Genomic DNA, 24,237 nt, shown 5'->3' with positions numbered 1-24,237 from the left:
GCTCATGGTGCTGTCCCGTACTTGCCGCCGGCCTGCAGAAACCTTGCAGGCTGTCGGCGGGACGGTCGGCCGCGGCGCCTCCGGTCGTGGGTTTCGACGGGGAACGGTCACCCGATATCGTCGAACCATGCCCGGTGCATCAACCGAACCCGGCAGCGACCATGACAGCGGCACCCGATCCGGGGGCGGCACTGGCCAGGCGGCCGTTACGCCGATCGATGTCCGCGTTCTCGGTCCGGTAACACTGTTCGTCAACAGGCGGTCCGTGCCTCTCGGCGGCCCGACTCAGAGGGCCCTGCTGGCGGTCCTGACGATCAACCGGCGGCAGGTGGTGTCGGTGAACGCTCTGGCCGATGCTCTCTGGAACGGTCGTCCCGCTCCGACACATCGCCAGAACCTGCACTCGTATGTCGCCAAACTACGCAAGTCGATCACCGACGGGGGTGTCGTTCGTTCGATTCTGGGTACCGCTCCGCCCGGATATCGTCTCGACATTCTCGACTCCGAGTGCGACCTCGGTCGCTACGAGTGTTCCCGTGAAGCGGGCCGCGCGACCGCGGCGGCTGGTGATCCCGTTGCCGCGGCCGCCCACTTCCGCGCCGCCTCGAACCAATGGAGCGGCGACGTCATGGCCGATCTTCGTGGTCTGCACTACGCCGACAGCTTCGCAGTCGCGATGGCGGAAGACCGGCTCACCACCATCTCCGAACGTATCGGTGCCGATCTGATCTGCGGCAACTACACCGAACCCATCGCAGAACTACAGACGTTGACGCGCGAATACCCACTTCACGAAGCCCTGTGGGGGCAGTTGATCACAGCCCTGTGTCTCGGCGGTCGTCAAGCCGACGCTCTTCATGCCTGTCGGAGAATCCGGACGATACTCGCGGAGTTGGGCATCGACCTCTCCGCTCCACTGGTGGAGCTCGAACGCAAGGTCCTCAACCAAGAACCCCTCGCGGCGCCGCTCCCGGACTCCGATGCACTCTCTCGGACTCTGATGTCCACCGTCGCCGAGTTGGCCCTGGTCCGACGTCGTCCTCGGCTGCTGCTGCCCGACGGTCACGCGGTGTCGATTCCACCCGGCGGACTGCTCATCGGCCGCCGATCCGACAGCGACGTCCGGCTCGACGACCCCAAAGTCAGCCGACGACATGCGAAAGTTGTTTTTTGTCAAGGATTTCCGGTGATACGGGATCTCGACTCCGCCAACGGCGTCTATCTCGGTGGCTACCGTATCAAGACCTACACAAATACCCCGTTGCGTCACGGAGACGTCATTCGGATCGGTACCGCCACATTCGTTTATCAAGAAGGTTAGAAACGACACGCTACCGGTGCGTCGGTTCAGGGATGATCTGGCGGCAATCCGAACTTGCTGTCGCCGACCAACCTGCTCGACGACGCCGTGAAGCGGTGATCGAGCACGCCGATCGACGGCGAATCACGGCCAAGCGGTGGCGGTCGACAACTCGATCGTTGCGCATCCTCGCTGCGTTGGCGCTGACGAATCGGCCGCGGGCGACCCGTCGAGACGGGGCAGGACGGCCGCACCCGACGCGAAGGCCCGGGTCAGCTGGACGGTTCGGTCGCCGGGTGGGCCGGGAGGTGCGTCGCGGCCCAGCTGGCGAGAAGCTTGAGCCGGTCCTCGGACGCGGTTGCGGGTTCGGCGGTGTAGATGGTCAGGTCCAGGACCCAGTCGTCGTCCGCGGCCAGATCGAGGGAGTGGTAGACGAGGTCGAGCGTTCCGACCACGGGGTGGTTGAACTGCTTGTTCCCGGCGTGGTGGATGCGGACGTTGTGGGCCGCCCACCTGGTGCGGAATTCCTCACTGAGCGTGGATAGTTCGCCGACGAGGTGGCGCAGGTCCTTGTTGTGGGGATCGCGGCCGGCTTCGGCGCGCAGCAGTGCCACGGTGACGTTGGCGGCGCCGTCCCAGTCCGGGAAGTAGTCCTCGGCGCCGGGGTCGAGGAACTGGAACCGGGCGATGTTGGCGGGTCGGCGGTCGTCGGTGAACAGCGGCGAGTACAGCGCGCGGCCGAGCGCGTTGGTGGCGAGGATGTCCATGCGTCCGTTGCGGACGAACGCGGCGGAGGCGGTCATCGAGTCGAGCATCCACTGCACCCTCGGCCGTACCTGGGCCTGTTTGCGGGCGCGGGGTGCGCGGTGGGTGGGCCGGGCGGCGCGGGCGAGGTCGAACAGGTAGGTGCGTTCGGCCTCGTCGAGTTGCAGTGCCCGGGCGACCGCCTCGAGGACGTCTTCGGAGACGCCGCCGATGTGGCCCTTCTCCAGGCGGGTGTACCACTCGGTGCTCACCCCGGCCAGGACGGCGACCTCCTCGCGTCGCAGCCCGGGGACCCGCCGACGGCCGCCGCCGGCGGGTAGCCCGACCTGCTGGGGGGTCAGCCGGGCCCGCCGGGTGGCGAGGAAGTTCCGGATGTCGGCGCGATTGTCCACGCCGTCCACGGTACGTCCGGAGTGTCGTCGAGGGAGGTTGTGCTTGTACCCCCGATGAACGCGACCTCCCGCGCGGGTGGCGCCCGCCCGAGTTGCACCAATTCAGTGTGCCGACCCCGACCTCGGATTCGAGATCTCGAGGCAATCGAGGATGCTCACGGCGTCGTCGGTGAGCGGATCGACGGCGGTGTGTTCGTGCCCGGCGATCGTGACTTTCTGGCAACGCCGCGCTGACGTACTGGAAGAAGCTCGCAGAATCAGACATCCTGAACTTGCACGCAGATGCCGATACCGTGGGTCGAGATCGTCCGGAGGAGCCGTATGTGCACAGCCGCCAACTACACCGCCAAGGACCACTACTTCGGCCGGAACCTCGACCTCGAGTATTCGTACAGGGAATCGGTGACGGTCACGCCGCGTAACTTTCCGTTCGAGTTCCGCAGGGTGCCTGCGCAGAGGACGCATCACGCCATGATCGGTATGGCGACCGTGGCCGATGGTTACCCGCTCTACTACGACGCGACCAACGAGAAGGGCTTGAGCATGGCGGGGCTGAATTTCCCCGATAATGCCGACTACAAGCCAGTCTCGGAGGACGGGATCAATATCGCGTCGTTCGAGTTCATTCCCTGGGTCCTGGGACAGTTCGAGACCGTGGCTCAGGTGCGAGACGCACTGGCAGACGTGCGCATCGTCGACCTCGCGTTCAGCGAAGAGTTCCCACCTTCCCCGCTGCACTGGATCATCTCCGACCGGAACGAATCCATCTCTGTCGAGTCGGTCCGAGAGGGCCTGGAAGTCCACGACAATCCGATCCAGGTCCTCACCAACAACCCGACATTCGATATCCAGTTGTTCAACATCAACAACTACATGAGTCTGTCCGTCGATCCGCCGGAACCGCGATTCTCGAAAGAGATACCCTTCGACACCTACAGTCGCGGACTTGGTGCTGTGGGATTGCCCGGAGACCTGTCCTCGATGTCGCGTTTCGTCAAAGCTGCCTTCACCAAAGTGAATTCGGTATCGGGCGAGTCGGAATCCGAGGCGATCAGTCAGTTCTTCCATATTCTCGGCTCCGTGGAGCAACAGCGGGGATGTGTTCGGCTCGACGGCAAGTACGAGATCACCATCTACTCGTCGTGCTGCAATACGAGCAAGGGCGTCTACTACTACCGGACCTACGAGAACAGTCAGGTCACCGGCGTGGATATGCACAGAGAAGATCTCGACGGAAGCGCCCTCGCGGCATACCCGCTGGTCAAAGAACAGCAGATCCTCATGCAGAACTGAGCCGGGAGACGGCAGGGTCGTTGTGCTGTCGTGTTCGGGCACGACGAGTCGTAGTCATACAGCAAGTGTGTCATTTCCCGAACCCGCACCGCTGTCACCGGAGCGAACGCCAGATCGGTCCCGAGAATCGGTCGACCTGGTGCGACTCGGGTCCGGTGTGTCGCCGAGGGAGGTTGCAGTTGTACCCCCCATGAACGCGACCTCCCGCGCGGGCGGTGAGCGGGGTTCCATGGGAACCGGGCCGGAGACATGCCGGACCTCGAGTTCGAACATCAAGGAGCACCGTCATGCGAGGAGCAGTCCTGCACGCCCCCGGCGACGTCCGTGTCGAGGAACGCGCCCGTCCGTCCCTCGTCGAACCCACCGACGCGATCATCCGACTGTCCGCGAGCTGTGTGTGTGGCTCGGACCTGTGGCCCTACCGCGGGGTCGAGACCTACGACGGCCCGATCCCCATGGGCCACGAGTACGTCGGCATCGTCGAGGAGATCGGCGAGGACGTCGCCGACATCAAGGTCGGCGACTTCGTCGTCGGGTCGTTCTTCGCGTCCGACAACACCTGCGAGATCTGCCGCGCCGGCTACCAGAGCTCGTGCATCCACCGGGTGATCATGGGCAGCCTCGGTTCCCAGGCCGAGTTCCTGCGGGTTCCGCTCGCGGACGGCACGCTTGTGCCCACACCCGGGATGCCCGATCCGGAGCTGATCCCGTCCCTGCTGGCTGCCTCGGACGTCCTCGGCACCGGATGGTTCGGTGCGGTCGCTGCCGAAGCCGGACCGGGCAAGACCGTCGCGGTCGTCGGCGACGGAGCCGTCGGCCTGCTCGCGGTGCTCGCGGCCAGGCAACTCGGCGCCGAACGGATCATCGCGATGAGCCGCCACGAACCGCGCCAGCGGCTGGCCCGCGAGTTCGGTGCCACCGACATCGTCGCCGAGCGCGGCGACGCGGGCGTGGCCCGGATCAAGGAGCTCACCGGCGGGCTGGGCGCGCACTCGGTGATCGAGGCCGTCGGCACCCAGGAGTCGATGATGCAGGCCATCCGGTCCACCCGGCCCGGCGGGCACGTCGGCTACGTCGGTGTCGCGCACGACGTGCAGCTGCCCGGCGACGAGCTGTTCTTCTCCCACGTGCACCTGCACGGTGGTCCGGCCCCGGTCCGGCAGTATCTGCCCGAGCTGATCGACCTGATCTGGAATCGAAAGATCGATCCGGGCAAGGTGTTCGACTTGGAACTGCCGCTCGGGCAGGCCGCCGAAGGCTACAAGGCCATGGACGAGCGCCGCGCCATCAAGGTCCTGCTGCGCCCCTGACCTCACCCACCACCTCGAGTCTGCCGCACGGCGGACTCACGACGAATCAGGAACATTTCGTTCATGTCTGCGTCCTTGACCTCGGGCCGCCGCGACGACCCTCGGGTCACCGTGCGCGAAGTCGCCCGCGTCTCGAACCCCGCCCCGCCAGGCCGGCCGCTGGGCATCGTGCTGAGCCTGCTCACCGTATTCGGCCCGATCTCGATGGACCTGTACCTGCCGGTCCTGCCCGCGCTCACCGCCGACCTCGGGGCGAGCACGTCGGCGGCACAGCTGACCGTCACCGCGTGCCTGCTCGGGCTCGCACTCGGGCAGGTCGTCGCGGGTCCGCTGTCGGACCGGTTCGGCCGCCGTCGCCCGCTGCTGCTCGGCGTCGCCGCGTACATCGTGGCGTCCGCGTGGTGTGCGGTGAGCCCGACCATCGAGACGCTCGTCGCGGCGCGCCTGGTGCAGGGGTTGACCGGCGCGGTCGGCATCGTCATCGCTCAGGCCGCCGGCCGCGATCTGTACTCCGGTGCCCGCCTCCTGCGGTACTACGGGCGGCTCACCGTCCTGGGTGGTCTGGCGGCCATCGTCGGCCCGGTCATCGGCGGGCAGCTGGCGACGGTCACGGACTGGCGGGGCACCTTCGTGTTCCTGGCCGTCGTGGGCGTGGTGATCCTCGTTGCCAGTGCCGGCGTGTTGCGTGAGACGCTGCCGCCCGGCAGTCGGCGGACCGGTGGCCTGGCCGACACCGGGCGAGTGTTCCGCCGGTTGCTGGCCGACCGGGTGTTCCTCGGCGCAGTCCTCGTCACGGGGTTCGTCAATGCCGCATTGTTCGCCTATCTCAGCGGCGCCACCTTCGTGCTCCAGGGTATCTACGGCCTTTCACCGCAGGGCTATTCGTACGCTTTCGGATTGAACTCGTTGGGCTTCATGGTCTTCGGCTTCCTCGCCGGCCGTATCGCGGAGCGGTGGTCCGTCCGGGGAACCCTGGTTGTCGGTCTGATCATGGTGGTGGTCGGCGCCGGTGGGGTGTTACTCACCGCCGCTGCGCACCTGCCGCTGGCCGCGATGGTCGTCTCGTTGCTCACGATGGTCAGCGGGGTGGCGGTCACCACCCCGCCGTCGACTTCCCTGGCACTGGAGCACTATCCCGACGTCGCCGGTTCGGCCGCCTCGTTGCTCGGGCTGGCACGGTTCGCCTTCGGCGGTGTCACCGCGCCCCTCGTCGGTCTCGCCGGCCCGGGGACCGCGGTGCCGCTGGGCGTCGTCACCGTCACCGCGGCTCTGCTCGGCGTCGGCGGCTACGTCCTGCTCCGCCGACCGGCAGCCGACGTGCCGGAACACACTGCGTTCGCCTGACCCTTCAGCCCGTCCGGCGTCACTGCGATCCTCGGCCGCTCCGCGGTCCGGAACTACAAGCCGGTGAGTGCAGCAGCACTGAATTGGAACCGGGACGCACTCGAACAACCCACCTATGGAGGCCCGGTGAACACGCGCAGCCGTCGCCGGGACGTTTTCCTCTTCGGGCTGGTCATCGTCATTCTCGCGGTGACGACCTACCTGGACCCGCCGTACGCATAACCGTCGGCCTATCGAGCAGGTCGGTGATCGGCACCCGAGGGCGCTACCTGAGGCGTAGGAGGATTGGAAAGCTCGGCCGCGAAAGAGTCTCGGTTGGTTCACACCAGTGTCGACTCTTTGCCCGAGCGTCACCCCCGACTGTCGTCAGATCCACCGTTCGTACTGCTCCACCGGCGTCAACTTCGGGAAGAACGCGCGTCGCAGATCCTTGATCAGCGATGCATAGTTCGAGTCTTCAGTCTTTGCGGCGATGTCCAAACAGTGGAACGCGGCATTCAGCGGATCAGGCTTCACCGCTATGGAAACAACGTGTATCACCCGTAGAGCGGCAGATACCTCGGCATTCTCGACATCATTGCCGGTGACGGTCGTGTCGATAGTCGGATCGTCGTCGAATGCCTGCCGCAGTGCCTGGGACTCGTGTTCTCCGAAAGGGTACGGTAGTGGTTCGTCCCGATCCAAGGCTGCCAGTGCCGGGCGAATCCACTCGATCTCTGCGATGCCTGCAGTGGTATATGCGCGGCGTGCTGCCCAGGCCGCGATGCGACGCAGTTTCGGGGACCGAGCACGGGTGATCGCATCGGCCAGGGGGCGGTCGAGACCGGCGATGCCCATCGCGTAGTAGTTGGCGCGGAGCTTGTCCGATGGCGGCCGCCCACCCCATCGGATTGCTTCGTCCTTCGCCCACTGGGCCATCCGGTCGTATCCGTACTTGACATAGAGAGTGGCGTCGCCGGCCGGATCGGGATCCCACCAGTTGCGCTTGGGATGGGTGACGATGCTCTGGTCCCACGCGGCATCGCACTTGTGCAATCGCACCATCTCTCGCGGTTGCGTCGTCTGCCAAACCTGAACCAGGTAGTCTTCCTTCGGTTCGGTGACGGATTGCCCGGTGTAGGAATCACGTCCGCGGCCGAAAACCCGGAATCGATGCGGACCTCGTTTGATCGGCAGTTTCCGGAAGCCCGGAGCTTTCATTCCGTCCAGGGTGAGCACGTGTGCCGAGGCGGTGAACTCGACTGTGGCTTCCTCGATGACGCCCCATCGTTCGATACCGACCGGGGCCTCGGGTTCGCTGTCGAGGACATCGACGGTCAACCGGACCGGTCCCGAGGCGATGCCGGTCATGACCGTAGCGAAATTCGGGCCAACTTCGATGACGCTGCCGGTTTCCTTCGGCAGGTACGTTTCTCCGGTGGGTGTGCCGAGCACGAATTGGTAGTGGTCCGCGATGACGATTCCGTGTTGGATCACGACGAGACCGTATCGCGGGTGGTGACGCCCACGAATCAGGCGAGGTGTACTCGTTGCACCGGATTTCGTGATGATGGATCGACCAGCCACATCCCACCTGCGACGATCCACATTCGTCCTTCGCCGTCGTACGACACCTCCGGGTACGGCGAAAAGACAGCCAGACGGCACTTCAACGCAATGGTGACCGGGTCGAGCACCGACAGCAGGCAAATGCCAATCACTGAGGGGTTCGGTTCGACACTCCGGTCACCCCCGGGATGCACGACCCACACCCACGGCCCGGCCGTTCCGCCCGCAGATCCCCTGATCGGGACACCCTCGACCTCTCCGGCTGTCAGGTCCGGCCGGATCGGTACCTGTCGTCCTCGCGGATCGACCAATCGTCGCAGATCGTTCCCGACGAAGAACGTGCCCGTCAGCCGGGCCCCTCCGGTCCCAGTGGCAGGTTCCGCGTGTCCGACAGGGTCGAGAATTCTCCCACTACTAAGTGTTGCCACCTACCAGTACTCAGTGTTACTTTGTACTGGTAGTCAGTGACACCAGGTACCGGGAGAGAGTGATGGGCAAGCAGGCGACCGAGATGCTCAAGGGAGTCCTCGAGGGCATCGTGCTCGCGATCCTCGCGACACGGCCCGCCTACGGGTACGAGATCACCGCACAGCTACGCGAGCAGGGCTTCACGGACATCGCGGAGGGCACCGTCTACGCCCTGCTCGTCCGGGTCGAGCAGCGTGACCTCGTCGACGTGGAAAAGGTTCCATCCGAGAAGGGCCCGCCGCGCAAGGTGTACACCCTCAACGCGCGGGGACGAGACCAACTCAGCGAATTCTGGAGGAACTGGAGCTTCCTCGCAGAACGTATCGAACAGCTGCACAAAGGAGAGAAGTGATCATGGCCGCCAAATGGATCGAATTCCTCACCGGATCACTCGAGCAGAAGAAGCAGTTCAAGCGGTACAAGGCCCGGATCGAAAAGCTCCCGGAACCCTACTCGAGCACCGCGAAGGCCTTCCAGCGGTACCTCACCTACTACGGTGGCATCACCGACGGCGGCACTCTCGTAACGATGCTCGGCGACTCCGCCGACTTGTGGGAGCGCGCCGCGGCCGACGGAACTCCGCTCCGGGAGATCGTCGGCGAAGACCCCGTCGAGTTCGCCGAGACGTTCGCGCAGGCCTACACCGGCGCGCAGTGGATCGACAAAGAGCGTGCTCGCCTCACCAAGGCGATCGAGGACGCCGAACGCAAGGAGCAGCGATGACCACCGCCATCAGCGTCAAGGGCGTCGAGAAGTCGTACGAGCAGTTGCACGTGTTGCGCGGCGTCGACTTCGAGGTCGAGGCAGGCAGCATCTTCGCGTTGCTCGGCTCGAACGGCGCCGGCAAGACCACGCTCGTGAAGATCCTCGCCACGCTGCTGAAATCGGACGCCGGGCACGCCGCCGTCGCCGGCTTCGACGTTGTCGAGGACGCCGCCGAAGTGCGCGAATCGATCAGCCTCACCGGCCAGTTCGCCGCCGTGGACGAGATTCTCAGCGGCCGGGAGAACCTCGTGCTGATCGCCAAACTGCGTCATCTACCCGATCCGCAGGTGGTGGCCGACCAACTGCTCGAGCGCTTCTCACTGGCAGCAGCCGGGGACCGAAGGGTCTCGACGTACTCGGGAGGCATGCGCCGGCGCCTCGACATCGCGATGAGCCTCATCGGCAACCCGCCGATCGTGTTCCTCGACGAACCCACCACCGGGCTCGATCCGCAAGCGCGCACGGAGGTGTGGCAGGTCGTTCGAGACCTCACCGCAAGGGGCACGACCGTCCTCCTGACCACGCAGTACCTGGAGGAGGCCGAGCAGCTCGCCGACCGGATCGCGATCCTGCACGAGGGCCGGATCATCGTCGACGGCACCCTCCCCGAACTCAAGCGTCTGCTTCCCCCCTCGAAGGTGGAATACGTCGAGAAGCAGCCTACCCTCGAAGAGGTCTTCCTCAGCATCGTCGGTGGCGGCGCCGACGTCGAAAATCCCAGTGCCACAGATGGAAAGGAACAGAAATGACCACCCATGTCGTCGCCGACACCGCGGCCCTCACCGGACGATCCCTGCGCCACATCACCCGCAGCCCCGACACCATCATCACGACCGCGGTCACGCCGGTGGCCATCATGTTGCTGTTCGTGTTCGTCCTCGGCGGCGCCATCGACACCGGCGCCGGAACGGGCACAGTCGCGTACGTGAGCTACCTGCTGCCCGGCATCCTGCTCATCACCGTCGCCTCGGGCGTCGCGTATACCTCGGTGCGACTGTTCAACGACCTGCAGGGCGGCATCGTGGAACGATTCCAGTCGATGCCGATCTCCCGGTCCTCGGTGTTGTGGTCACACGTCCTGACCTCACTGGTCGCCAACCTGACCGCACTGGCCATCGTCGTCGGGTTCGCCGTCCTCATGGGGTTCCGTTCCGGGGCAAACATCCTCGAATGGCTCACGGTCGCCGCAATCCTCACCCTGTTCACGCTGGCGCTGACCTGGCTCGCGGTCATCGCCGGCCTGTCGGCGAGCACCGTCGACGGCGCGGGGGCATTTGCCTACCCGCTGATCTTCCTGCCGTTCGTCAGCTCCGCCTTCGTGCCCACCGAGTCGATGCCGGGCCCGGTGCGGGCATTCGCCGACAACCAGCCCGTGACGTCGATCGTGAACGCGGTCCGTGACCTGCTCACAGGCCAGCCGGTGGCCGGTGACCTGTGGGTGGCCCTCGCCTGGTGCGCCGGCATCCTGGTCGCCTCGTACGCCGCAGCGGTCATGATCTACCGACGCAGATTCTCCTGACCGTCATCACGCCGGAACAGTTGCAGCTCGCCCCCGTGACTCTCTCCACCTGACGCCGCAACTCTCAGACCGCTCGACCAGCCCAGATCGACGCTCGAATCGCCGCGCTGCACGCGGTCCAGAGATCGGATCCGTATCGTCCGCGGCCCGCGCGCGAGGTGTTCTCGTACTCACTCAGCCTCCTCGAGGCGGAAAGGACGTGGCTCGCAGCGCGAGTCCAGGCACCCGATGACGGAGAAGACTGATTTCAAGAAGACCCTCGACGCCTATCAGGCACGACGGGGCAAGTTCCGCCTGGTCGACGTACCAACGATGCAATACCTGATGATCGACGGTCATGGCGACCCCAATACCTCTCCCGACTTCGACCGGGCAGTCCGCGCTCTGTACCCCGTGGCGTACAAGCTGAAGTTTGCCAGCAAGCGCGATCTGGACCGGGACTACGTCGTTCCCCCACTCGAGGGATTGTGGTGGGCGGACGACATGGATTCGTTTACCGCGGCGCGGGACAAATCACGATGGGACTGGACCATGATGATAATGACGCCGGACTGGATCGACCACGCGATGTTCGCCGCGGCCGTCGAACGCGCCGGAGCCGGGAATCGCCCCCAGGGCCTCGACGACGTCCGCCTCGAGACGCTTCACGAAGGCCGATGCGTGCAGACACTGCACATCGGCCCCTTCGACGACGAAGCTGCCGTACTCGCGCAACTTCACGAAGAGTTCGTCCCGGACAACGAATTGCGCCTGACCGGCAAGCATCACGAGATCTATCTCACCGACTTCCGCAGGACCGCGCCCGACCGACTGCGCACCATACTCCGACAGCCGGTCGCCCCAATCCCTTGACACCGAGCGAGAGCCCGATCTCGTCGATTCCGGTCAGCCGGCGCTGCCGCCGGTGCCCACTCCGGCATCGTTCGGCCGTGAACCGGAGGCGGCGCTTCCGGCCTGCAAGTGGGAGGGGGCCGCCTGACGGTCGTCCGTCCACAACGATTCGGCAATAACTTGTGCGGCGTCGCGATGAGTTTCGCCCTCCGGGGCAGTCTGATCTGCATGGGCAAACTCATCTATGGCTTCAACGTGTCGGTGGACGGGTACATCGCCGATGCGCAAGGAAACATCGACTGGACCGATCCGAGCGAAGAACTACACCAGTACTGGAACGACTTCGAGCGGGAGACCGCCCTGTCGTTCTACGGGCGGCGGCTCTACGAACTGATGGCCGCGTACTGGCCGACTGCCGACGAGGCCCCGGACGCCACCCCTCTGATCGTCGACTTCGCCCGCGTCTGGCGCGACATGCCCAAGGTCGTGTTCTCGCGCACCCTGGAGTCCGTCGACTGGAACTCCCGCCTGGAACGCGGTGACCCGGTCGAGGTGGTGACGAAGCTGAAGGCCGAAACCGACGGGACGCTGGAGGTGGCCGGCGCGACGCTGGCCGCACCGATCGTGCAGGCGGGACTGGTAGACGAATACCGGCTCGTGGTCGCCCCCATCGCCGTGGGCGGCGGCACCCCGTTCTTCCCGACACTGCCGTCATGGATCTCGCTGCGACTGTTGGAGAACCGCACCTTCCCGGGTGGCACGGTCCTGCTGCGCTACGAGGCGAAACACGACTGATCGGCCATACACGTCCAGGCGAGCTGCGGATGCACTACGCGATACACGACTCGAGCGGCCCGCAATTATTGCTGCTGGACGGCGGCCGCGCGGAGTGACGAGAACGCTCTGGCGAAGTCGTTCTTCCAGAGCCTGAAACATGAATGACCGGCTACGAGTCCCTCCCCGCATTGCGGATGGGCGGTCGCGTACCCGTCCCGTGCCCACCGCGAACTGCGAGCTTCGGCGGTCCGGTGGACGCGGGGTCAGCGCACCACGGTCAGATCTTCACGAGCGTCGAGTCCGCCGGCGCCTCGGCCCTCGGCCGATCCATCGCCGTGGCGATCCGCAGCACGACGAGGCCGGCGGCCGTGACGACTGCACCCATCCAGATCGGGGAGGTGAAGCCCAGGCCGGCTGCGATGGTCAGTCCGCCGAGCCAGGCACCGAGGGCGTTGCCCACGTTGAAGGCGGCGATGTTGGCGCCGGAGGCCATGGTGGGGGCGGCGGAGGCGTAGTTCATGATTCGCATCTGCAGGCCGGGGACTGTCGCAAAACCGAAGGCGCCCATGAGGAACAGCGAGAGGATCGTCATGGCCCGGCTGTCGGCGGTCGCGGCGAAGACGACCAGAACGGCGGTCACCAGCGCGAGAATCCACGTCAGAGCCGGGGTTAGGGCTCGATCGGCTGCCTTGCCGCCCAAGTAGTTTCCGACGAACAGGCCGGAGCCGAAGACGATGAGCAGCCACGGCACGCTGGATGTCGCGAAGCCGCTGACCTCGGTCAGGGTGAAGGCGATGTAGGTGAAGGCGCCGAACATGCCGCCGTAGCCGAGGACGGTCAGCGCGATCGAGAACCAGACCTGCTTGTTGCGGAATGCGTGGAGTTCGCCGCGCAGGCCGCCGTGCGTGGCGGCCGGGGGAGTGGTCGGCACCAGGGCGGTGATGCCGACGAGCGCCACCACGCCGATCGCGGTGATCGCCCAGAAGGTCGAGCGCCACCCCAGTTGCTGCCCGAGCAGGGTGCCGAACGGCACGCCGAGGACGTTGGCGGTGGTGAGGCCGGCGAACATGATCGCGATGGCGCCGGCGCGCCTGGAAGGTGCGACCATGTCCGCAGCCACGACCGATCCGATGCCGAAGAACGCGCCGTGGCACAGGGCCGCGACGATGCGTCCGCCCATCATGACCTCGTACGACGGGGCGACGGCCGACAGCAGGTTGCCGACGATGAACAGCACCATCAGGGACAGCAGGGCCCGCTTCCGGTCGAAGCGGGTGAGGGCGGCGGTGAGCAGGATGGCGCCGAGGGCAACCGAGAGTGCATACCCGGAGATGAGGTAGCCGGCGACGGACTCGCTCACGGCGAAGTCCGCGGCGACCTCCGGCAGCAGTCCCATGATCACGAATTCGGTGAGGCCGATCCCGAATCCGCCCATGGCGAGGGCGATGAGGCCTGAAGGCACGTCGAGTTCCTTTCGAAGATCTGCGCGTCAGCGCATAGAGCGCGTGTGCAGTAGTTGCAGACGCCTTATAAATAGTTGCACGCGCTCTATACATGCGCAAGCGGGTAGTATCGGGGAGGGCAGGAAGCAAGGAGGCGACGTGGGCATTGCGGACGACGCGGTGGAGATCCGCGCGCAAGGTTGGCGCACGCTGGCCGCACTGCACGGGGCACTCGACACCGAGCTCGAACGTGCCCTCCAGCAGCAGCACCAGCTCTCGGTGGTCGAGTACACCGTGCTCGACGCGCTGAGCCGGCAGGACGGCTGGCACATGCGGATGGCGCAGCTCGCCCGCGCGGCCGCGCTGAGCAGCAGCGCGACGACCCGCCTGGTCAATCGTCTCGAGAAGCGCGGGTTGCTCACGCGGATCCTGTGCGAGGACGATCGCCGCGGCATCTACACCGAACTGACCGCCGACGGGCGCGAGCTACTCGACAGTGCGCGTCCGACACACGACGCCACCCTCGAAGCCGCCCTCGGCGAGGCCTGCGAGATCCCGGAGCTGGCGCCGTTGGTGCGCGCGTTGCACGAGCTGCCGCCCAGCCCGCGCTGATCCCGGGCGCTGTGCACCGGGCGCACGTCGCCGGAGTGAGTGCACGTGTTCGGCTCGGCGGAGAAGAATTCGGGTCAGCAAAGCAGACGGAGACCCTTCGGGTCCCTGACTCGTCGGCCCCTTCCCCAAGCAAACCCACGGACCATGCCCCGATACCGCGTCTCGGCCAGCACGTCTGGCCGCCTGCCGAAAAGGCAAGCGGCTGAGCTGGACCCGGTCGGACGTGTCGACCCGTGCTCGATCGGGTGCCCGGTGCCGTTCACCGGGACGGTGGATTGCCGGATGCGGTTGGTTAGCGTCGGACGCGCACGGAAAACGACGTGACCGCGCGCGCCTCGGTCACCGGAACGGCCCTTGCACGCACGCAGGGAAACACCGACAGCCCCGGACCCGGTACACGGGTGCAGGGCGGGGTGCAGGTCAGGTCGTCGGCGGGCTCGCGCAGGTCAGGACGGCGGACGGCGCCGCGTCGGGGTGCGTGGCACGCGGCCACTCCCGGGGATACGCGCCTGGAATCGGCGTGTGGATACAATCCACCTCACGGTGCATGACAGGTCCTCTTCTGTCGTGTGCCCAGACCCCGGTTCGGTGTTGGCGCACCGGCCGGGGTCGCCCCGTTTTCGGGGTCGGTGCAGCGATGGTGGCATGCTGCCCGCCGTGCGTCAACCGATCCGGTACAGACGCCAGGTCGGCTGGTTGTCACCGTCGTTGGGGATCTCCAGATCGAGGGTCGCGATGTCGGCGCCGTTCTCGAACACGGTGGGGTAGCGGCGGTTCACCGCATCCGAGACGCCGCGGCCTTCGTTCGGCACGGTCAGCAGATAGCGCACGCCGTTCGCGGCGGGATCGTTGAGGATGCGAGTGAAGTCGGCGTCGGACGGCACGACGAACTGCTCGGGCCGGTCGGTCGCGGTGAGCACCGCGAACCCGTACACGGTGTCCATCACCACCGAGCCGTCGGGCAGGTCGAGGTTGTCCAGGTAGTCGGCGATGCGCCGTTCCGTGCCGAACGAGGCGATGATCCGGTTCTCCTGGTCGCGCAGCTCCGAGGTGTCGTCCGGGTCGGGAAACAGCACGGTGCGCAGCGCATGCTGCTCCTGCGAGAGGTTCGCATCGCCCATCGCGACGAACGTGACCGGCACCGACACCGCGAGCGCCAGCGCCCCGACCGGCGCGAGGGAGCCGCGGTCCTCGAGGCGCGCCGTCGCGTGGGCGCCGAGCCGGCGTGCCGTCAGCTGCCCGCGACGGGGCGCGAGCTGCACCACCCACATCGCCGCCAGCGGCACCGCGGCGAGGTAGAACCGCAGGAACGGGAACGTCATGCCCCGGAAGTACGACAGGGCCGCGAACGCCAGCACCGCCCCCAGCACCACGAACGGCACGACCGGCTCGAAGTCCCGGCGGCGCCACGCCAGCACCGCGACGACCGGCGCGAGCAGCGGCAGCGCCGGTCCCAGCACCACGATCTCGGCGACGGAGAACGCCAGCGCCGCCAGGCCCCCGGCCGAACCGCCGCCGCTCTGCTCGAGGATGGCCGCGTTGCCGTACGCCGACGAGAACTGCTGCAGCGCTTCGCCGGTGATCAGCCAGCTCGTCGCCGCCCACACCAGGAACGACAACGCCACCGGCGACGCGACGAGGATCGCGTCGAGCAGCGCTGGGCGCCACCCGCCCGTGCGCCACCGCGTCACGGCGGCGACGAGGACGGTGACGGCCGCGCCGACCGCGAGCGCGTCGTACCGCGCCAGGTACGCCAGGCCCACCGCGATCCCGGCGACGGCGAGGTCGTGCACGTCGTCGGTGCTGATCCACCGCACAAGCCGGCGCGTCGCCCAGCACAGCAGCATCAGGAACGGTGCCTCGCTCATGCCGTTGGCGCCGTAGTACACGATCATCGGGTTCAGTGCGAACAGCACGGTCACCGTCCACACCAGCCACGGCGACGCCCCGCGGTCGCGGGCGAACAGGTGCACCTGCGTGACCGCCCCGGCCATGAACGGCGCCGACATCACCACCGCCGTGATGCCCCACCGGGTCAGCGCCGGCCACCAGTCCGACAGCGCCACGAGCGGCAACTGCAGCAGCGCCGTCAGGGGAGTGAACACGAACCCGATCGCCGCCAGGTGCGGGTCGCGGCTGTGCAGGGCGCTGCGCGCGGCCGCCACGCGGCTGAGCGAATCACCTTGGAAATAAGAGACATCCAGCGCCAGGTACAGGCCCACCGCCGCGTACAGCAGGCAGGACAGCCAGAACACCCGGGCGGCGCTGCTCCTCATGAGGACAGCCCGTGGAACGTCTTCTCCCAGTAGGAGGGATTGCGGATCAGCTGGTAGGTGCCCTTGATCGCCGCGACCGACATCATCAGCCAGTACAGCGGCACCGTCAGGCACGCGAGCCACAGCGCCGAGTTGCCGGTCTCCCGGCACGCGACCAGGTTCATGTACAGCACGGCGGAATTACCGAACACCAGCGAGATCAGCGCGGGGAAGTACACGTACCAGGGGAAGATCTCCTCGACCAGGAACGGCTGGCCCAGCAGCCAGGAGATGGTGATCAGCCAGAACATCATGTTCAGGCACGCGATGATCGGCGTCCCGGCGAGCAGGGTGGTGAACCGCAGCATCCCGACGGTGCCGATGCCCCGCCACAGTCGTATGGGCCGGCGCACGTGCACCAGCCACGTCTGCAGATATCCCTTGTACCAGCGGGAACGCTGCCGGATCCAGTTGATCGGATCGCTGTTGGCCTCCTCGAGCGTCGTGGAGTCCAATACGGCCGTACGGTAGCCCGTCTCGGCGATGCGCACCCCGAGGTCGGCGTCCTCGGTGACGTTGTACGGATCCCATGCGCCGATCTCGTCGAACACGCTGCGCCGGATGTGGTTCGACGTACCACCCAGCGGGATGGGCGAATTCGAGCGCATGAGCCCGGGCAGCACGAAGTTGAACCACAGCGCATAGTCGGCGGTGAACCAGCCGGTGAGCATGTTCTGCGTTCCGTTGTGGAACGCCAGCTTCGCCTGCACGCACGCGACGTCGTCGCCGAGCCGGTCGAACGCCACCGCCACCCGCCGCAACTGCAACGGCTCCGGCAGATCCTCGGCGTCGAAGATGGTGACGATGTCGCCGGTGGCGAAGTGCAGCCCGTAGTTGCACGCCTTCGGCTTGGTCCGCGGATCGGCCGCCGGCACCAGCAGGATCTCCACGATCTCGCCGAGGCCCGCCTCCTGCGCCGCGGCGATGGTGACGGCGTCGTCCTCCTCGAGCAGCAACAGCACCTGCAACTTCTCGGCCGGATAGTCGATCGCGGTCATCGCCGCGATCAGATCGCCCACCACCTCCGGCTCGTTGTAGGCCGGCACCAGCACCGTGTACGTCGGCAGGTCCTGCTCGGGCACGGCCCGGGCGACGTCGTCGTCGACGGTGAAGATCGCGTCGCGCGCCAGGCCGCGGGAGAACAGCAGCAACCGGTCGGCGAGCGTGGCGATGTACCCGGCCGTGCACACCGCCGTGAGCACGGTCAGCGTCGGGATCGTCGCGACCACCAGCGCCAGGATCACCACGGCGACCAGGCCCAGCGTCAGCCACTTCTGCCACGGCACGAACGCCACCGACGCCGACGACAGCGGCCGCTTCTCTCGCAGCCCGTACACCGCGTCGTGCAGCGCCGCGGCCTTGAACTCCTCGTCGACTAGATTCCGCGCCACTGTGCCTCCACCAGATCGCGACCCAGTTCCGTCAGCAGGTTCAGATCCTTGTACTCGGGGTCGGAGTCCTCCACCGACGCCCGGCCGCGCAGGAACACCGACAGCAGCGCACTCGCGTTCGAGGCCATGTTCGGGGTGGGCTGGGGGAACGGGGCGTCGAGCTCGTGATTGTCGACGGTCAGCAGGCTCACCCGCTGCGCAAGGGCGTCGCCGCGTGTCCAGATGAAACTCATCAAACTCCACGTGAGCAGCAGCTCGTCGTCGACGACGGTGAAGAAGTCGGCCTGCACACCCCGGCCGAGATCCACCCGGATCTTCGGGCTCACCCGCGCCTGCCCGAGGTCGTAACTGGTGTGCACGGGATACACCTCGAACACCCCGACCCGCCGCACCTGCAGGGTCTGCACGGCGACGGTCCGCGGGCGCGAGAGCCGGTCCCAGTCGGCGCGCGGCTCGACGGCACGGATCATCTGCCGTCGCAGCTGAGCCGTCGATCCGAAATATCGTCGCGGCCAGTCGTAGTCGACGGACTCGAGCTGATACCAGCCGGCAGGAACGACCTGGCTGACGCTGCCACTCGGCGGCGGGCCCACCGACACGGGCGTGAGCTGTTGATCGGGCAGCGGCGCCGCGGCCAGCACGACGGTCGTCGGCACGATGAGCAGCAACGTACGGGCCGCCTCCCGCGGCGACACCGGGTTCGGTGGCAGGGTCCGCGGCGCGAGGCCCCGGTACCGGTACAGGTAGAACGCGGCGCCGACGACGAGCGCCGCCACCGCCGACGGCACGATCTGCGCGACGGCGACCCGCGCATCCGGGTAGCGGGTGGTCACCGCGACCAGCAGTGCCAGGCCGAGCAGCATCGTCGCGCTGAAGCCGATCAGCGCCCGACGTCGGGTGCGGCCGACCGCGACGGCGATCGCGATCGAACCCAGCAGCACCATCAGGAACCCGGCGGCGAACTTGCTGCCCCCGAGTTGCACGAGCATCGCCCGGTAGGCCAGCGGCGAGGTGCCCAGCAGCAGCAGCCACACCGGCCAGTAGCGGGAGGCGACCCGCAGCCCGAACAGCAGCACGCACATGCCGATCACGAACAGCCAGGCGGACAGCACGTCCAGGTGCATCATCTGGTGGTTCGGCCCGTACCGCGGCAGCAGCAGCCACTTGACGGCGATCGCGATCAGCAGGACGGCACCGCCGACGATCCGGTCGGTCTGCCGGTCGTGGATCGGCAGCTCGCCGTGCCGGCGCCGGGTGACGCCCTCGGCGGCCAGCACCGCGAACGGCGGCACCAGCGCCACGTAGCCGCCGCTGGTGCCGCGCGCGACCTCCTCGACCAGCGCCTGCCACGTACTCCAGTAGCCGATCAGGGTCGCGGCGACGACGATGGCCCAGCGGGCACTGGTGTGCGCGAACAGTGCGGCGCGCTCGGTGGTCGTCATGGTGCTCATGGCGGGTCCGATCAGTGCGGGCGCGGGCGGCCGCGACGCCATCGCAGCGCGCCGATCAGCGCCGCGGCGAGACCGGCGGCGAGGACGAGGCCGCCGCCGACGAGCACCCACCTCGTCGAGACGGCGAGGGACTGCTGCGCGGTGGTCTCGGTGGCCGGGTCGGTGAGCGCGAGTTCGACGGGATCGCGGTCCGCGGTGGTGAACAGCACGTCGCCGTCGAGCTCGGCCCAGCGTTGCGGTTGCGCAGCGAGCCAGCCGAGGGTGCGGTCGAGTTCGGCGGGCACGTCGGTCGCGGTGGCGACGAGGACGGCACGCTCGCCGTCGCGCGCCACCTGCAGCGACGCGAATTCGACGTCGGTGGGGAAGGTGACGGTGGTGGCGTTGCCGGTGGCGGGGTCGACGAGTTCGAGGGTGCGGCCCTGCGTGCCGGCCAGCGGCAGCTCGAGCTGGTCGGGGACGCGGCCGTCGGCGGCGACGACGATGGCGGGGGTGCTGCCGGTGGCGGCCTCGTCGAGGCTCACCCACTCGGGGTCGAGCGGCACCGACGTCAGACCCTGCAGCCCGGCCACGAGCGCGACGGCCCGTGCCGTGTCGGCGATCCCGGCCTCGGTGGCGGCGACGTTCACCTTCGGCAGCAGCGCCTGCGGCAGCGACCGGAACCCGCCGGGCTGCGGCGGATCGGCGGGTTCGGTGGTGACGCGGCTGCCGGCGTCGACGGTCAGCGTCATCGGCTGCTGCAGGCCGCACTGGTAGGTCCCGCCGGTGGCGCGCAGGGACACCACCACGTCGGTGACCCGCCCGAGCACGTTGTCCGGCACGGTGATCCACCGATCCAGACGGCCCGTCGCGTCGGCGGGCCACGAGTCGACGACCGTGTCGCCGACCGTCACCGACACCAGGCCGCCCTCGGTCGTGGGCAGCGGGGTGTAGGAGCCCTGCAGGTTGATCCGCAGATTGTGGGACGGGCGTCCCAGACGGGTCTGGTCGATGCCGAGCGGCACCTCCACCACGCCGACCCCGGTGTCGGTGAGGGCCCCGAGACCCAGTTCGCCGAGGGTTGTCGCGTCGGGGGATAGCCGCGGCGGCAGGCCCAACGCGCCGACGGTGGCGGCCGAGGCCACCGCGACCGACGAGATGTCGCTCGTGACGAGGCGGGCCTGGTTGCGCAGCGCGTCGGCGTTACCCGTCACCGCCAGGGCCGGGGGGCCGCCGGGCACGTCGACGAGGGCGGCGGCACCGTCACCGTCGGTTTCGACGATCGCGATCTGCCGGGTGAACGGGCCTGCCGGGGTGGGCGGCACCGCGTCGTCGCCGGGCAGGGGCTGCACCGTCACCCGCAGTGGCCGGCCCGTGTATTGGGCGGTGACGGCCGCGGTGAGATCGAGCGCGGTGGCCGACTCGGCAGGGGTGGGGTCGGCGGGCAGTGCGAGTTCCAACGACTCGAGGATCGGCGGCAGGAAGTCGGCGACCACGGCGGGTGGGGTCGGTGCCCCGGTGTAGCGGACGCGTCCGTCCCGCAGCACCACCGAACGATCCGTCCAGTCCTCGGGGCAGATGCCGTCGAACGGCAGCAGGTGGACGGTGAGGGTGACGGTGACGGCGCGATCGACGATCGGTGCCGCCTCCAGGGGCAGCGACACCGGCACCAGGGTTCCGGCGGCGGGCAGGTCGATGCGGGCGAGCAGCAGGCCCTGCGACTCGACGTCGATCCAGCCGCGGGAGACGTTGGCGGGCATCTGCACCGTCGTGTCGAGCGCGGCGGGCCGCAGCCCGTCCGGCACCGGGACGGTGAGGGTCGCGGTGTCGCTGTGGCCGCGGAAGGCGACGGTGTCGCCGAATCCCAGCGTCTGCGTGCCGAAGACGACGTCGCCGGGCGGGTCGACGGGGTCCTGCGCGGCGGCAGGTCCCGCGGCCAGCACGGTCAGCGCGGCGAGGGCGGGGACGAGGAGGGCGTGTCCGGCGCGGCGAATTGTCTGGGTCGGCACGTCGGGAACTTTACGGTTGTTCGGTACGGAATGTGGGACAAGTGGGGCAACACCGGGCTAGGGTGACGCAATATCGGTCACACTTGCGTCCGCGTTACCCATCGGCGACGAACTTCGTACACACTGGGTGTATGTGGTGGTGGGTTGCGGCGATCCTCGTCGCCTGGCTGATCGTCTCGCTGGCGCTCGGCCTGCTGCTGGGCAGGGTCCTGCGCGTCGCCGACACCGAGGAATCCCTCGTCGAGATCCAGCGCGCCGAGCGCGAACGCGACCGTCACAGCACCCAGTCCTGACCGCGCGTCACCGCGCCGACCGGCACAAGATCATTTGTACTCGCGAGTAACTATCTATAGGACTAGTGTTTCCGTGTCGCCTTCCTGTCCCCCCTGCGAAGGCGACAACTCGCGAGCCGGTTACCCCCCATCACCGGCTCGCGACGAGGCCCCGCCGATTCGCCACCACGGTCGGCGGGGCCTCACCTTCTTCGGGCGGCCGGCCGATACGCTCGGGCGGTGACCGAGCCGCGCACCGCACCCCGCATCACCATCACCTACTGCACACAGTGCAACTGGCTGCTGCGGGCCGGCTGGATGGCGCAGGAACTGCTCAACACCTTCGGCACGGATCTCGGCGAGGTCGCCCTCGTACCCGGCACCGGCGGGATCTTCGTCGTCACCGCCGGCGACCGGACGGTGTGGGACCGCAAGGTCGACGGCGGTTTCCCCGACATCGTCACGCTCAAGCAACGGGTGCGGGACGTCGTCGATCCCGAGCGGGATCTCGGCCACGGGGACGCTGCGCGCCGGACGCAGGAGTAGGGTTTCCACGGCCGTATCCGGCGCCGGTGTCGTCGGAACGGCCGCCTTCCGGCCGCGCCCGTGTTTCGCTCGTCGTCGATGGGGGGAGTGGATGCCGTGCTCTGTATCGATACCCACTCGTTGCGGCTGCGCAATGTCCGTCCCCGGATTTCGGGAGCACACTCAGGCCATGCCAGTCGGTCAGAAGTGGTGCGAAGCCGAGAACGAATTCTTCCCGGCGGAGGAATTCCGAGGCGACGTGCATATGCACTGCCAGGGCCGAGCGTGGGGAATTCCGGACAGTTACGTGATGCCGTCCAAGTCGGCCGAGGAAGCCGATTGAGATCCCCGCTCGCCGTGGTGCGATCGTGGAGTCCTGCCACGAGGCCTTCGCAGGAACTCGAAAGGCTCCGGCTGGAGGCCGAGCGCGCGGAGGAGGAGCGTCGCGCCGCACTCGACAAGGCGACGACCGATTTCCAGATGGCCGGCTGGGCTGCCGAGTACGAACTGCGGAAGGTGTTCCAGGAGAACCTGTACGACGCATCGAAGGGCGGTTTCGAGCGAAGCCGTGACAGCGCTAAATTCGTGCAGACCGCCGCCGCTGCCATCGGAACCATCTATATCGGCGTGCTGGGTGTCTCGTTTTCCGTCACCGACAATTCGCTACCTCTGCGCGGGGTCTTCGCCCCGCTCTTCCTGGGTATGGCCGTCGCCTTCTCCGGGTTCTATCTGGCCTTCCTCATGCCGGCGAGCCGATCCACGCTGCAGCCACCGGTGGGCACCCTCCACAACCACCAGATGCAGAGGTTGATCTTCTTCATGGAATGGGTCAATCGCGCGACGGGGCAGCGACGGTACTTCATTCAGGCGAGTGTGCTCAGTCTGGCAGTGGGGCTCATCTTCATCGTCGCCCCTTTCGTCAGCAGTCCGCGCCCTCCCGACATTCCTGCCATGCCCACCCCGCCGACCGCGCCGGCCGCGACAGACCCGGCTCTGCAGCCCCGCGCAGTCGAATTGTTCCTCATCCAAGTCGACGAATTCCGGCGGGCGGTTCTCGAACGAAACAACGCAATAGCGGAATCCGCGCAACAGAGTGTCGAATTCGAGAAGCGGGAAGGTCGCTTGAATGCGTGGTCTGCTGCCCTGGCCGGGGTGGGCCTGATCATCGTCCTCGTGGTTCCGGTCTTCTTCTCGCGGGAGCGCGCTCCTACGCCGTGACGTCGAGGGCCGGGCACTGCGGGTGCTGCTCTCGTGCAGCGCTGTCCTTCGCAGACGTAACGTTTCGAGGATTTGCCCGATTCAACCGACCGTCAGGTCTTTCCTCTTCGAATCGAGGTCTTCGTGAAGCGTCTTCTCGTCGGCATCCTGGGCTGTGCCGCGATCACCGTCGCCGTACCGGCCACCGCAAATGCGGCCACCGGAAGCACCGATCTGCTTCCCCACCTTCTTCCTGCCGCGATCTGCGCCCTCACGTCCGGGTCCAGTCAGTGCGCTCTGGTTCCGCTTCCCGCGCCGGGCGGCGTGATCGGCGCTGCCGATCCGGTATCCCTTCCCGTGGCCGGATAGGACCGAGGCGGACGTGTTCAGACTCCGACCGGGGTCCGGACGATCGTTTCGGGCCTGGTCGGCGCGGCCGGCGCGTCCGCGGCGCGCGTCGGGCGGGACCGTTCCTCCCTGAGCCGGACGGCGTCACCGACCACGACCGCGACCAGCACCGACAGCGCTGCCCACAGCACCAACAGGCACAAGACGATGTCCATGCGTCGAACCCTAAACGATGCCGACCGAGTCCATCGTTTTGTCCGCGGCGACGGGCGCGGACTGGAATAGTCCGCTGAAACGACACCGAGAGTGCAGATTGGAGGCGTGGGGTGCGGGCGCGTTGGGGCGCCGCCGGAAACAGACCGACCGACTCGCATGTGAGGCCGCCTC

23 protein-coding genes are annotated in these 24,237 nt (G+C 67.4%); 14 read left to right on the top strand and 9 right to left on the bottom strand.

Annotated features, from left to right (window positions below):
* The first annotated feature begins 127 nt into the window (after window positions 1-127).
* Window positions 128-1,321 carry a BTAD domain-containing putative transcriptional regulator gene (locus ACM26Y_RS20125; RefSeq protein ID WP_416061719.1) on the top strand — a complete coding sequence of 398 codons (1,194 nt, stop codon included), beginning with the start codon at window positions 128-130 and terminating at the stop codon, window positions 1,319-1,321.
* A gap of 251 nt (window positions 1,322-1,572) precedes the next feature.
* On the opposite strand, the gene ACM26Y_RS20120 is transcribed toward ACM26Y_RS20125, so the two are convergent.
* Window positions 1,573-2,466, bottom strand: a complete 894-nt coding sequence (locus tag ACM26Y_RS20120) for a helix-turn-helix transcriptional regulator (RefSeq protein WP_416061718.1) — start codon at window positions 2,464-2,466, stop codon at window positions 1,573-1,575.
* A gap of 312 nt (window positions 2,467-2,778) precedes the next feature.
* On the opposite strand from ACM26Y_RS20120, the gene bsh reads away from it, so the two are divergent.
* From bsh to ACM26Y_RS20105, 3 genes are all read left to right on the top strand, one after another.
* Window positions 2,779-3,750, top strand: a complete 972-nt coding sequence (gene bsh, locus ACM26Y_RS20115; RefSeq protein WP_119700014.1) for a choloylglycine hydrolase — start codon at window positions 2,779-2,781, stop codon at window positions 3,748-3,750.
* Window positions 3,751-4,037: 287 nt separating this feature from the next.
* The gene (locus ACM26Y_RS20110) at window positions 4,038-5,060 is read left to right on the top strand and encodes a zinc-dependent alcohol dehydrogenase family protein (RefSeq protein ID WP_395705319.1); all 1,023 of its coding nucleotides are present in this window, start codon (window positions 4,038-4,040) and stop codon (window positions 5,058-5,060) included.
* Between the two features lie 63 nt (window positions 5,061-5,123).
* Entirely contained in the window at window positions 5,124-6,404 is a 1,281-nt protein-coding gene (locus ACM26Y_RS20105; protein ID WP_395705318.1) for a multidrug effflux MFS transporter, read from the top strand.
* A gap of 366 nt (window positions 6,405-6,770) precedes the next feature.
* On the opposite strand, the gene ACM26Y_RS20100 is transcribed toward ACM26Y_RS20105, so the two are convergent.
* Window positions 6,771-7,880: a transposase gene (locus ACM26Y_RS20100; RefSeq protein ID WP_395705317.1), complete on the bottom strand. Its 1,110-nt coding sequence runs from the start codon at window positions 7,878-7,880 to the stop codon at window positions 6,771-6,773.
* A gap of 562 nt (window positions 7,881-8,442) precedes the next feature.
* Between ACM26Y_RS20100 and ACM26Y_RS20095 the strand changes: the two genes are divergently transcribed.
* The 6 genes from ACM26Y_RS20095 to ACM26Y_RS20070 all read left to right on the top strand — a co-directional run bounded on the left by ACM26Y_RS20095 (window position 8,443) and on the right by ACM26Y_RS20070 (window position 12,330).
* Entirely contained in the window at window positions 8,443-8,772 is a 330-nt protein-coding gene (locus ACM26Y_RS20095; RefSeq protein WP_054371971.1) for a PadR family transcriptional regulator, read from the top strand.
* Between the two features lie 2 nt (window positions 8,773-8,774).
* Window positions 8,775-9,143 carry a DUF1048 domain-containing protein gene (locus ACM26Y_RS20090; RefSeq protein WP_054371969.1) on the top strand — a complete coding sequence of 123 codons (369 nt, stop codon included), beginning with the start codon at window positions 8,775-8,777 and terminating at the stop codon, window positions 9,141-9,143.
* A complete protein-coding gene (locus ACM26Y_RS20085; RefSeq protein WP_416061717.1) occupies window positions 9,140-9,934 on the top strand; it encodes an ABC transporter ATP-binding protein in 795 nt (264 codons plus the stop codon). The genes ACM26Y_RS20090 and ACM26Y_RS20085 overlap by 4 nt, the downstream gene beginning before the upstream one ends.
* Window positions 9,931-10,704, top strand: a complete 774-nt coding sequence (locus ACM26Y_RS20080; protein WP_416061716.1) for an ABC transporter permease — start codon at window positions 9,931-9,933, stop codon at window positions 10,702-10,704. Before ACM26Y_RS20085 ends, ACM26Y_RS20080 begins: the two co-directional genes overlap by 4 nt.
* 228 nt (window positions 10,705-10,932) lie before the next feature.
* On the top strand, window positions 10,933-11,556 hold the full coding sequence (locus ACM26Y_RS20075) for a GyrI-like domain-containing protein (protein WP_416061715.1): 624 nt from the start codon (window positions 10,933-10,935) through the stop codon (window positions 11,554-11,556).
* 207 nt (window positions 11,557-11,763) lie between these two features.
* A complete protein-coding gene (locus ACM26Y_RS20070) occupies window positions 11,764-12,330 on the top strand; it encodes a dihydrofolate reductase family protein (RefSeq protein ID WP_003939556.1) in 567 nt (188 codons plus the stop codon).
* Window positions 12,331-12,589: 259 nt separating this feature from the next.
* Here ACM26Y_RS20070 and ACM26Y_RS20065 read toward each other — a convergent pair whose 3' ends face one another.
* Window positions 12,590-13,774 (bottom strand): MFS transporter, encoded by a 1,185-nt coding sequence (locus tag ACM26Y_RS20065; protein WP_416061714.1) that lies wholly within the window; start codon window positions 13,772-13,774, stop codon window positions 12,590-12,592.
* A 139-nt stretch (window positions 13,775-13,913) separates the two neighbouring features.
* On the opposite strand from ACM26Y_RS20065, the gene ACM26Y_RS20060 reads away from it, so the two are divergent.
* Window positions 13,914-14,366: a MarR family winged helix-turn-helix transcriptional regulator gene (locus tag ACM26Y_RS20060; RefSeq protein WP_416061713.1), complete on the top strand. Its 453-nt coding sequence runs from the start codon at window positions 13,914-13,916 to the stop codon at window positions 14,364-14,366.
* Between the two features lie 662 nt (window positions 14,367-15,028).
* Here the strand turns inward: ACM26Y_RS20060 and ACM26Y_RS20055 are convergent.
* From ACM26Y_RS20055 to ACM26Y_RS20040, 4 genes are read right to left on the bottom strand one after another with little or no spacing between them, the layout of a single operon-like run.
* Window positions 15,029-16,642: an ArnT family glycosyltransferase gene (locus tag ACM26Y_RS20055; RefSeq protein WP_416061712.1), complete on the bottom strand. Its 1,614-nt coding sequence runs from the start codon at window positions 16,640-16,642 to the stop codon at window positions 15,029-15,031.
* Window positions 16,639-18,072, bottom strand: coding sequence for a glycosyltransferase (locus ACM26Y_RS20050; protein ID WP_416061711.1), 1,434 nt, complete (start codon window positions 18,070-18,072; stop codon window positions 16,639-16,641). The genes ACM26Y_RS20055 and ACM26Y_RS20050 overlap by 4 nt, the downstream gene beginning before the upstream one ends.
* Window positions 18,057-19,565, bottom strand: a complete 1,509-nt coding sequence (locus ACM26Y_RS20045) for an archaeosortase/exosortase family protein (protein ID WP_416061710.1) — start codon at window positions 19,563-19,565, stop codon at window positions 18,057-18,059. The genes ACM26Y_RS20050 and ACM26Y_RS20045 overlap by 16 nt, the downstream gene beginning before the upstream one ends.
* Window positions 19,535-21,508 carry a hypothetical protein gene (locus ACM26Y_RS20040; protein ID WP_416061709.1) on the bottom strand — a complete coding sequence of 658 codons (1,974 nt, stop codon included), beginning with the start codon at window positions 21,506-21,508 and terminating at the stop codon, window positions 19,535-19,537. The genes ACM26Y_RS20045 and ACM26Y_RS20040 overlap by 31 nt, the downstream gene beginning before the upstream one ends.
* A gap of 131 nt (window positions 21,509-21,639) precedes the next feature.
* Here ACM26Y_RS20040 and ACM26Y_RS20035 point away from each other — a divergent pair, with 131 nt between their 5' ends.
* The 3 genes from ACM26Y_RS20035 (at window position 21,640) to ACM26Y_RS20025 (ending at window position 23,523) form a co-directional block, all read left to right on the top strand.
* Window positions 21,640-21,801 (top strand): hypothetical protein, encoded by a 162-nt coding sequence (locus ACM26Y_RS20035; protein ID WP_193788730.1) that lies wholly within the window; start codon window positions 21,640-21,642, stop codon window positions 21,799-21,801.
* A gap of 219 nt (window positions 21,802-22,020) precedes the next feature.
* Window positions 22,021-22,326 carry a SelT/SelW/SelH family protein gene (locus tag ACM26Y_RS20030; protein ID WP_416061708.1) on the top strand — a complete coding sequence of 102 codons (306 nt, stop codon included), beginning with the start codon at window positions 22,021-22,023 and terminating at the stop codon, window positions 22,324-22,326.
* 318 nt (window positions 22,327-22,644) lie between these two features.
* The gene (locus ACM26Y_RS20025) at window positions 22,645-23,523 is read left to right on the top strand and encodes a hypothetical protein (RefSeq protein ID WP_416061707.1); all 879 of its coding nucleotides are present in this window, start codon (window positions 22,645-22,647) and stop codon (window positions 23,521-23,523) included.
* A gap of 81 nt (window positions 23,524-23,604) precedes the next feature.
* Here the strand turns inward: ACM26Y_RS20025 and ACM26Y_RS20020 are convergent, their stop codons facing one another.
* Both ACM26Y_RS20020 and ACM26Y_RS20015 read right to left on the bottom strand, forming a co-directional pair.
* Window positions 23,605-23,748, bottom strand: coding sequence for a hypothetical protein (locus ACM26Y_RS20020; RefSeq protein WP_416061706.1), 144 nt, complete (start codon window positions 23,746-23,748; stop codon window positions 23,605-23,607).
* Window positions 23,749-23,888: 140 nt separating this feature from the next.
* A complete protein-coding gene (locus ACM26Y_RS20015; RefSeq protein ID WP_416061705.1) occupies window positions 23,889-24,065 on the bottom strand; it encodes a hypothetical protein in 177 nt (58 codons plus the stop codon).
* Between the last annotated feature and the right edge of the window lie 172 nt (window positions 24,066-24,237).

The organism is Rhodococcus indonesiensis (assembly GCF_047782815.1).
GTDB classification, from domain to species: Bacteria; Actinomycetota; Actinomycetes; order Mycobacteriales; family Mycobacteriaceae; genus Rhodococcus; species Rhodococcus indonesiensis.
Note: the sequence above shows the minus strand (reverse complement) of the source record. Positions and strands in the feature narration are given on the sequence as shown.

Excerpts from the sequence above, each read along its gene's own strand:
- ACM26Y_RS20125 (WP_416061719.1), top strand. The coding sequence starts at position 128 with ATGCCCGGTGCATCAACCGAACCCGGCAGCGACCATGACAGCGGCACC.
- bsh (WP_119700014.1), top strand. The coding sequence starts at position 2,779 with ATGTGCACAGCCGCCAACTACACCGCCAAGGACCACTACTTCGGCCGG.
- ACM26Y_RS20110 (WP_395705319.1), top strand. The coding sequence starts at position 4,038 with ATGCGAGGAGCAGTCCTGCACGCCCCCGGCGACGTCCGTGTCGAGGAA.
- ACM26Y_RS20105 (WP_395705318.1), top strand. The coding sequence starts at position 5,124 with ATGTCTGCGTCCTTGACCTCGGGCCGCCGCGACGACCCTCGGGTCACC.
- ACM26Y_RS20095 (WP_054371971.1), top strand. The coding sequence starts at position 8,443 with ATGGGCAAGCAGGCGACCGAGATGCTCAAGGGAGTCCTCGAGGGCATC.
- ACM26Y_RS20090 (WP_054371969.1), top strand. The coding sequence starts at position 8,775 with ATGGCCGCCAAATGGATCGAATTCCTCACCGGATCACTCGAGCAGAAG.
- ACM26Y_RS20085 (WP_416061717.1), top strand. The coding sequence starts at position 9,140 with ATGACCACCGCCATCAGCGTCAAGGGCGTCGAGAAGTCGTACGAGCAG.
- ACM26Y_RS20080 (WP_416061716.1), top strand. The coding sequence starts at position 9,931 with ATGACCACCCATGTCGTCGCCGACACCGCGGCCCTCACCGGACGATCC.
- ACM26Y_RS20075 (WP_416061715.1), top strand. The coding sequence starts at position 10,933 with ATGACGGAGAAGACTGATTTCAAGAAGACCCTCGACGCCTATCAGGCA.
- ACM26Y_RS20070 (WP_003939556.1), top strand. The coding sequence starts at position 11,764 with ATGGGCAAACTCATCTATGGCTTCAACGTGTCGGTGGACGGGTACATC.
- ACM26Y_RS20055 (WP_416061712.1), bottom strand. The coding sequence starts at position 16,642 with ATGAGGAGCAGCGCCGCCCGGGTGTTCTGGCTGTCCTGCCTGCTGTAC.
- ACM26Y_RS20045 (WP_416061710.1), bottom strand. The coding sequence starts at position 19,565 with ATGGCGTCGCGGCCGCCCGCGCCCGCACTGATCGGACCCGCCATGAGC.
- ACM26Y_RS20035 (WP_193788730.1), top strand. The coding sequence starts at position 21,640 with ATGTGGTGGTGGGTTGCGGCGATCCTCGTCGCCTGGCTGATCGTCTCG.
- ACM26Y_RS20015 (WP_416061705.1), bottom strand. The coding sequence starts at position 24,065 with ATGGACATCGTCTTGTGCCTGTTGGTGCTGTGGGCAGCGCTGTCGGTG.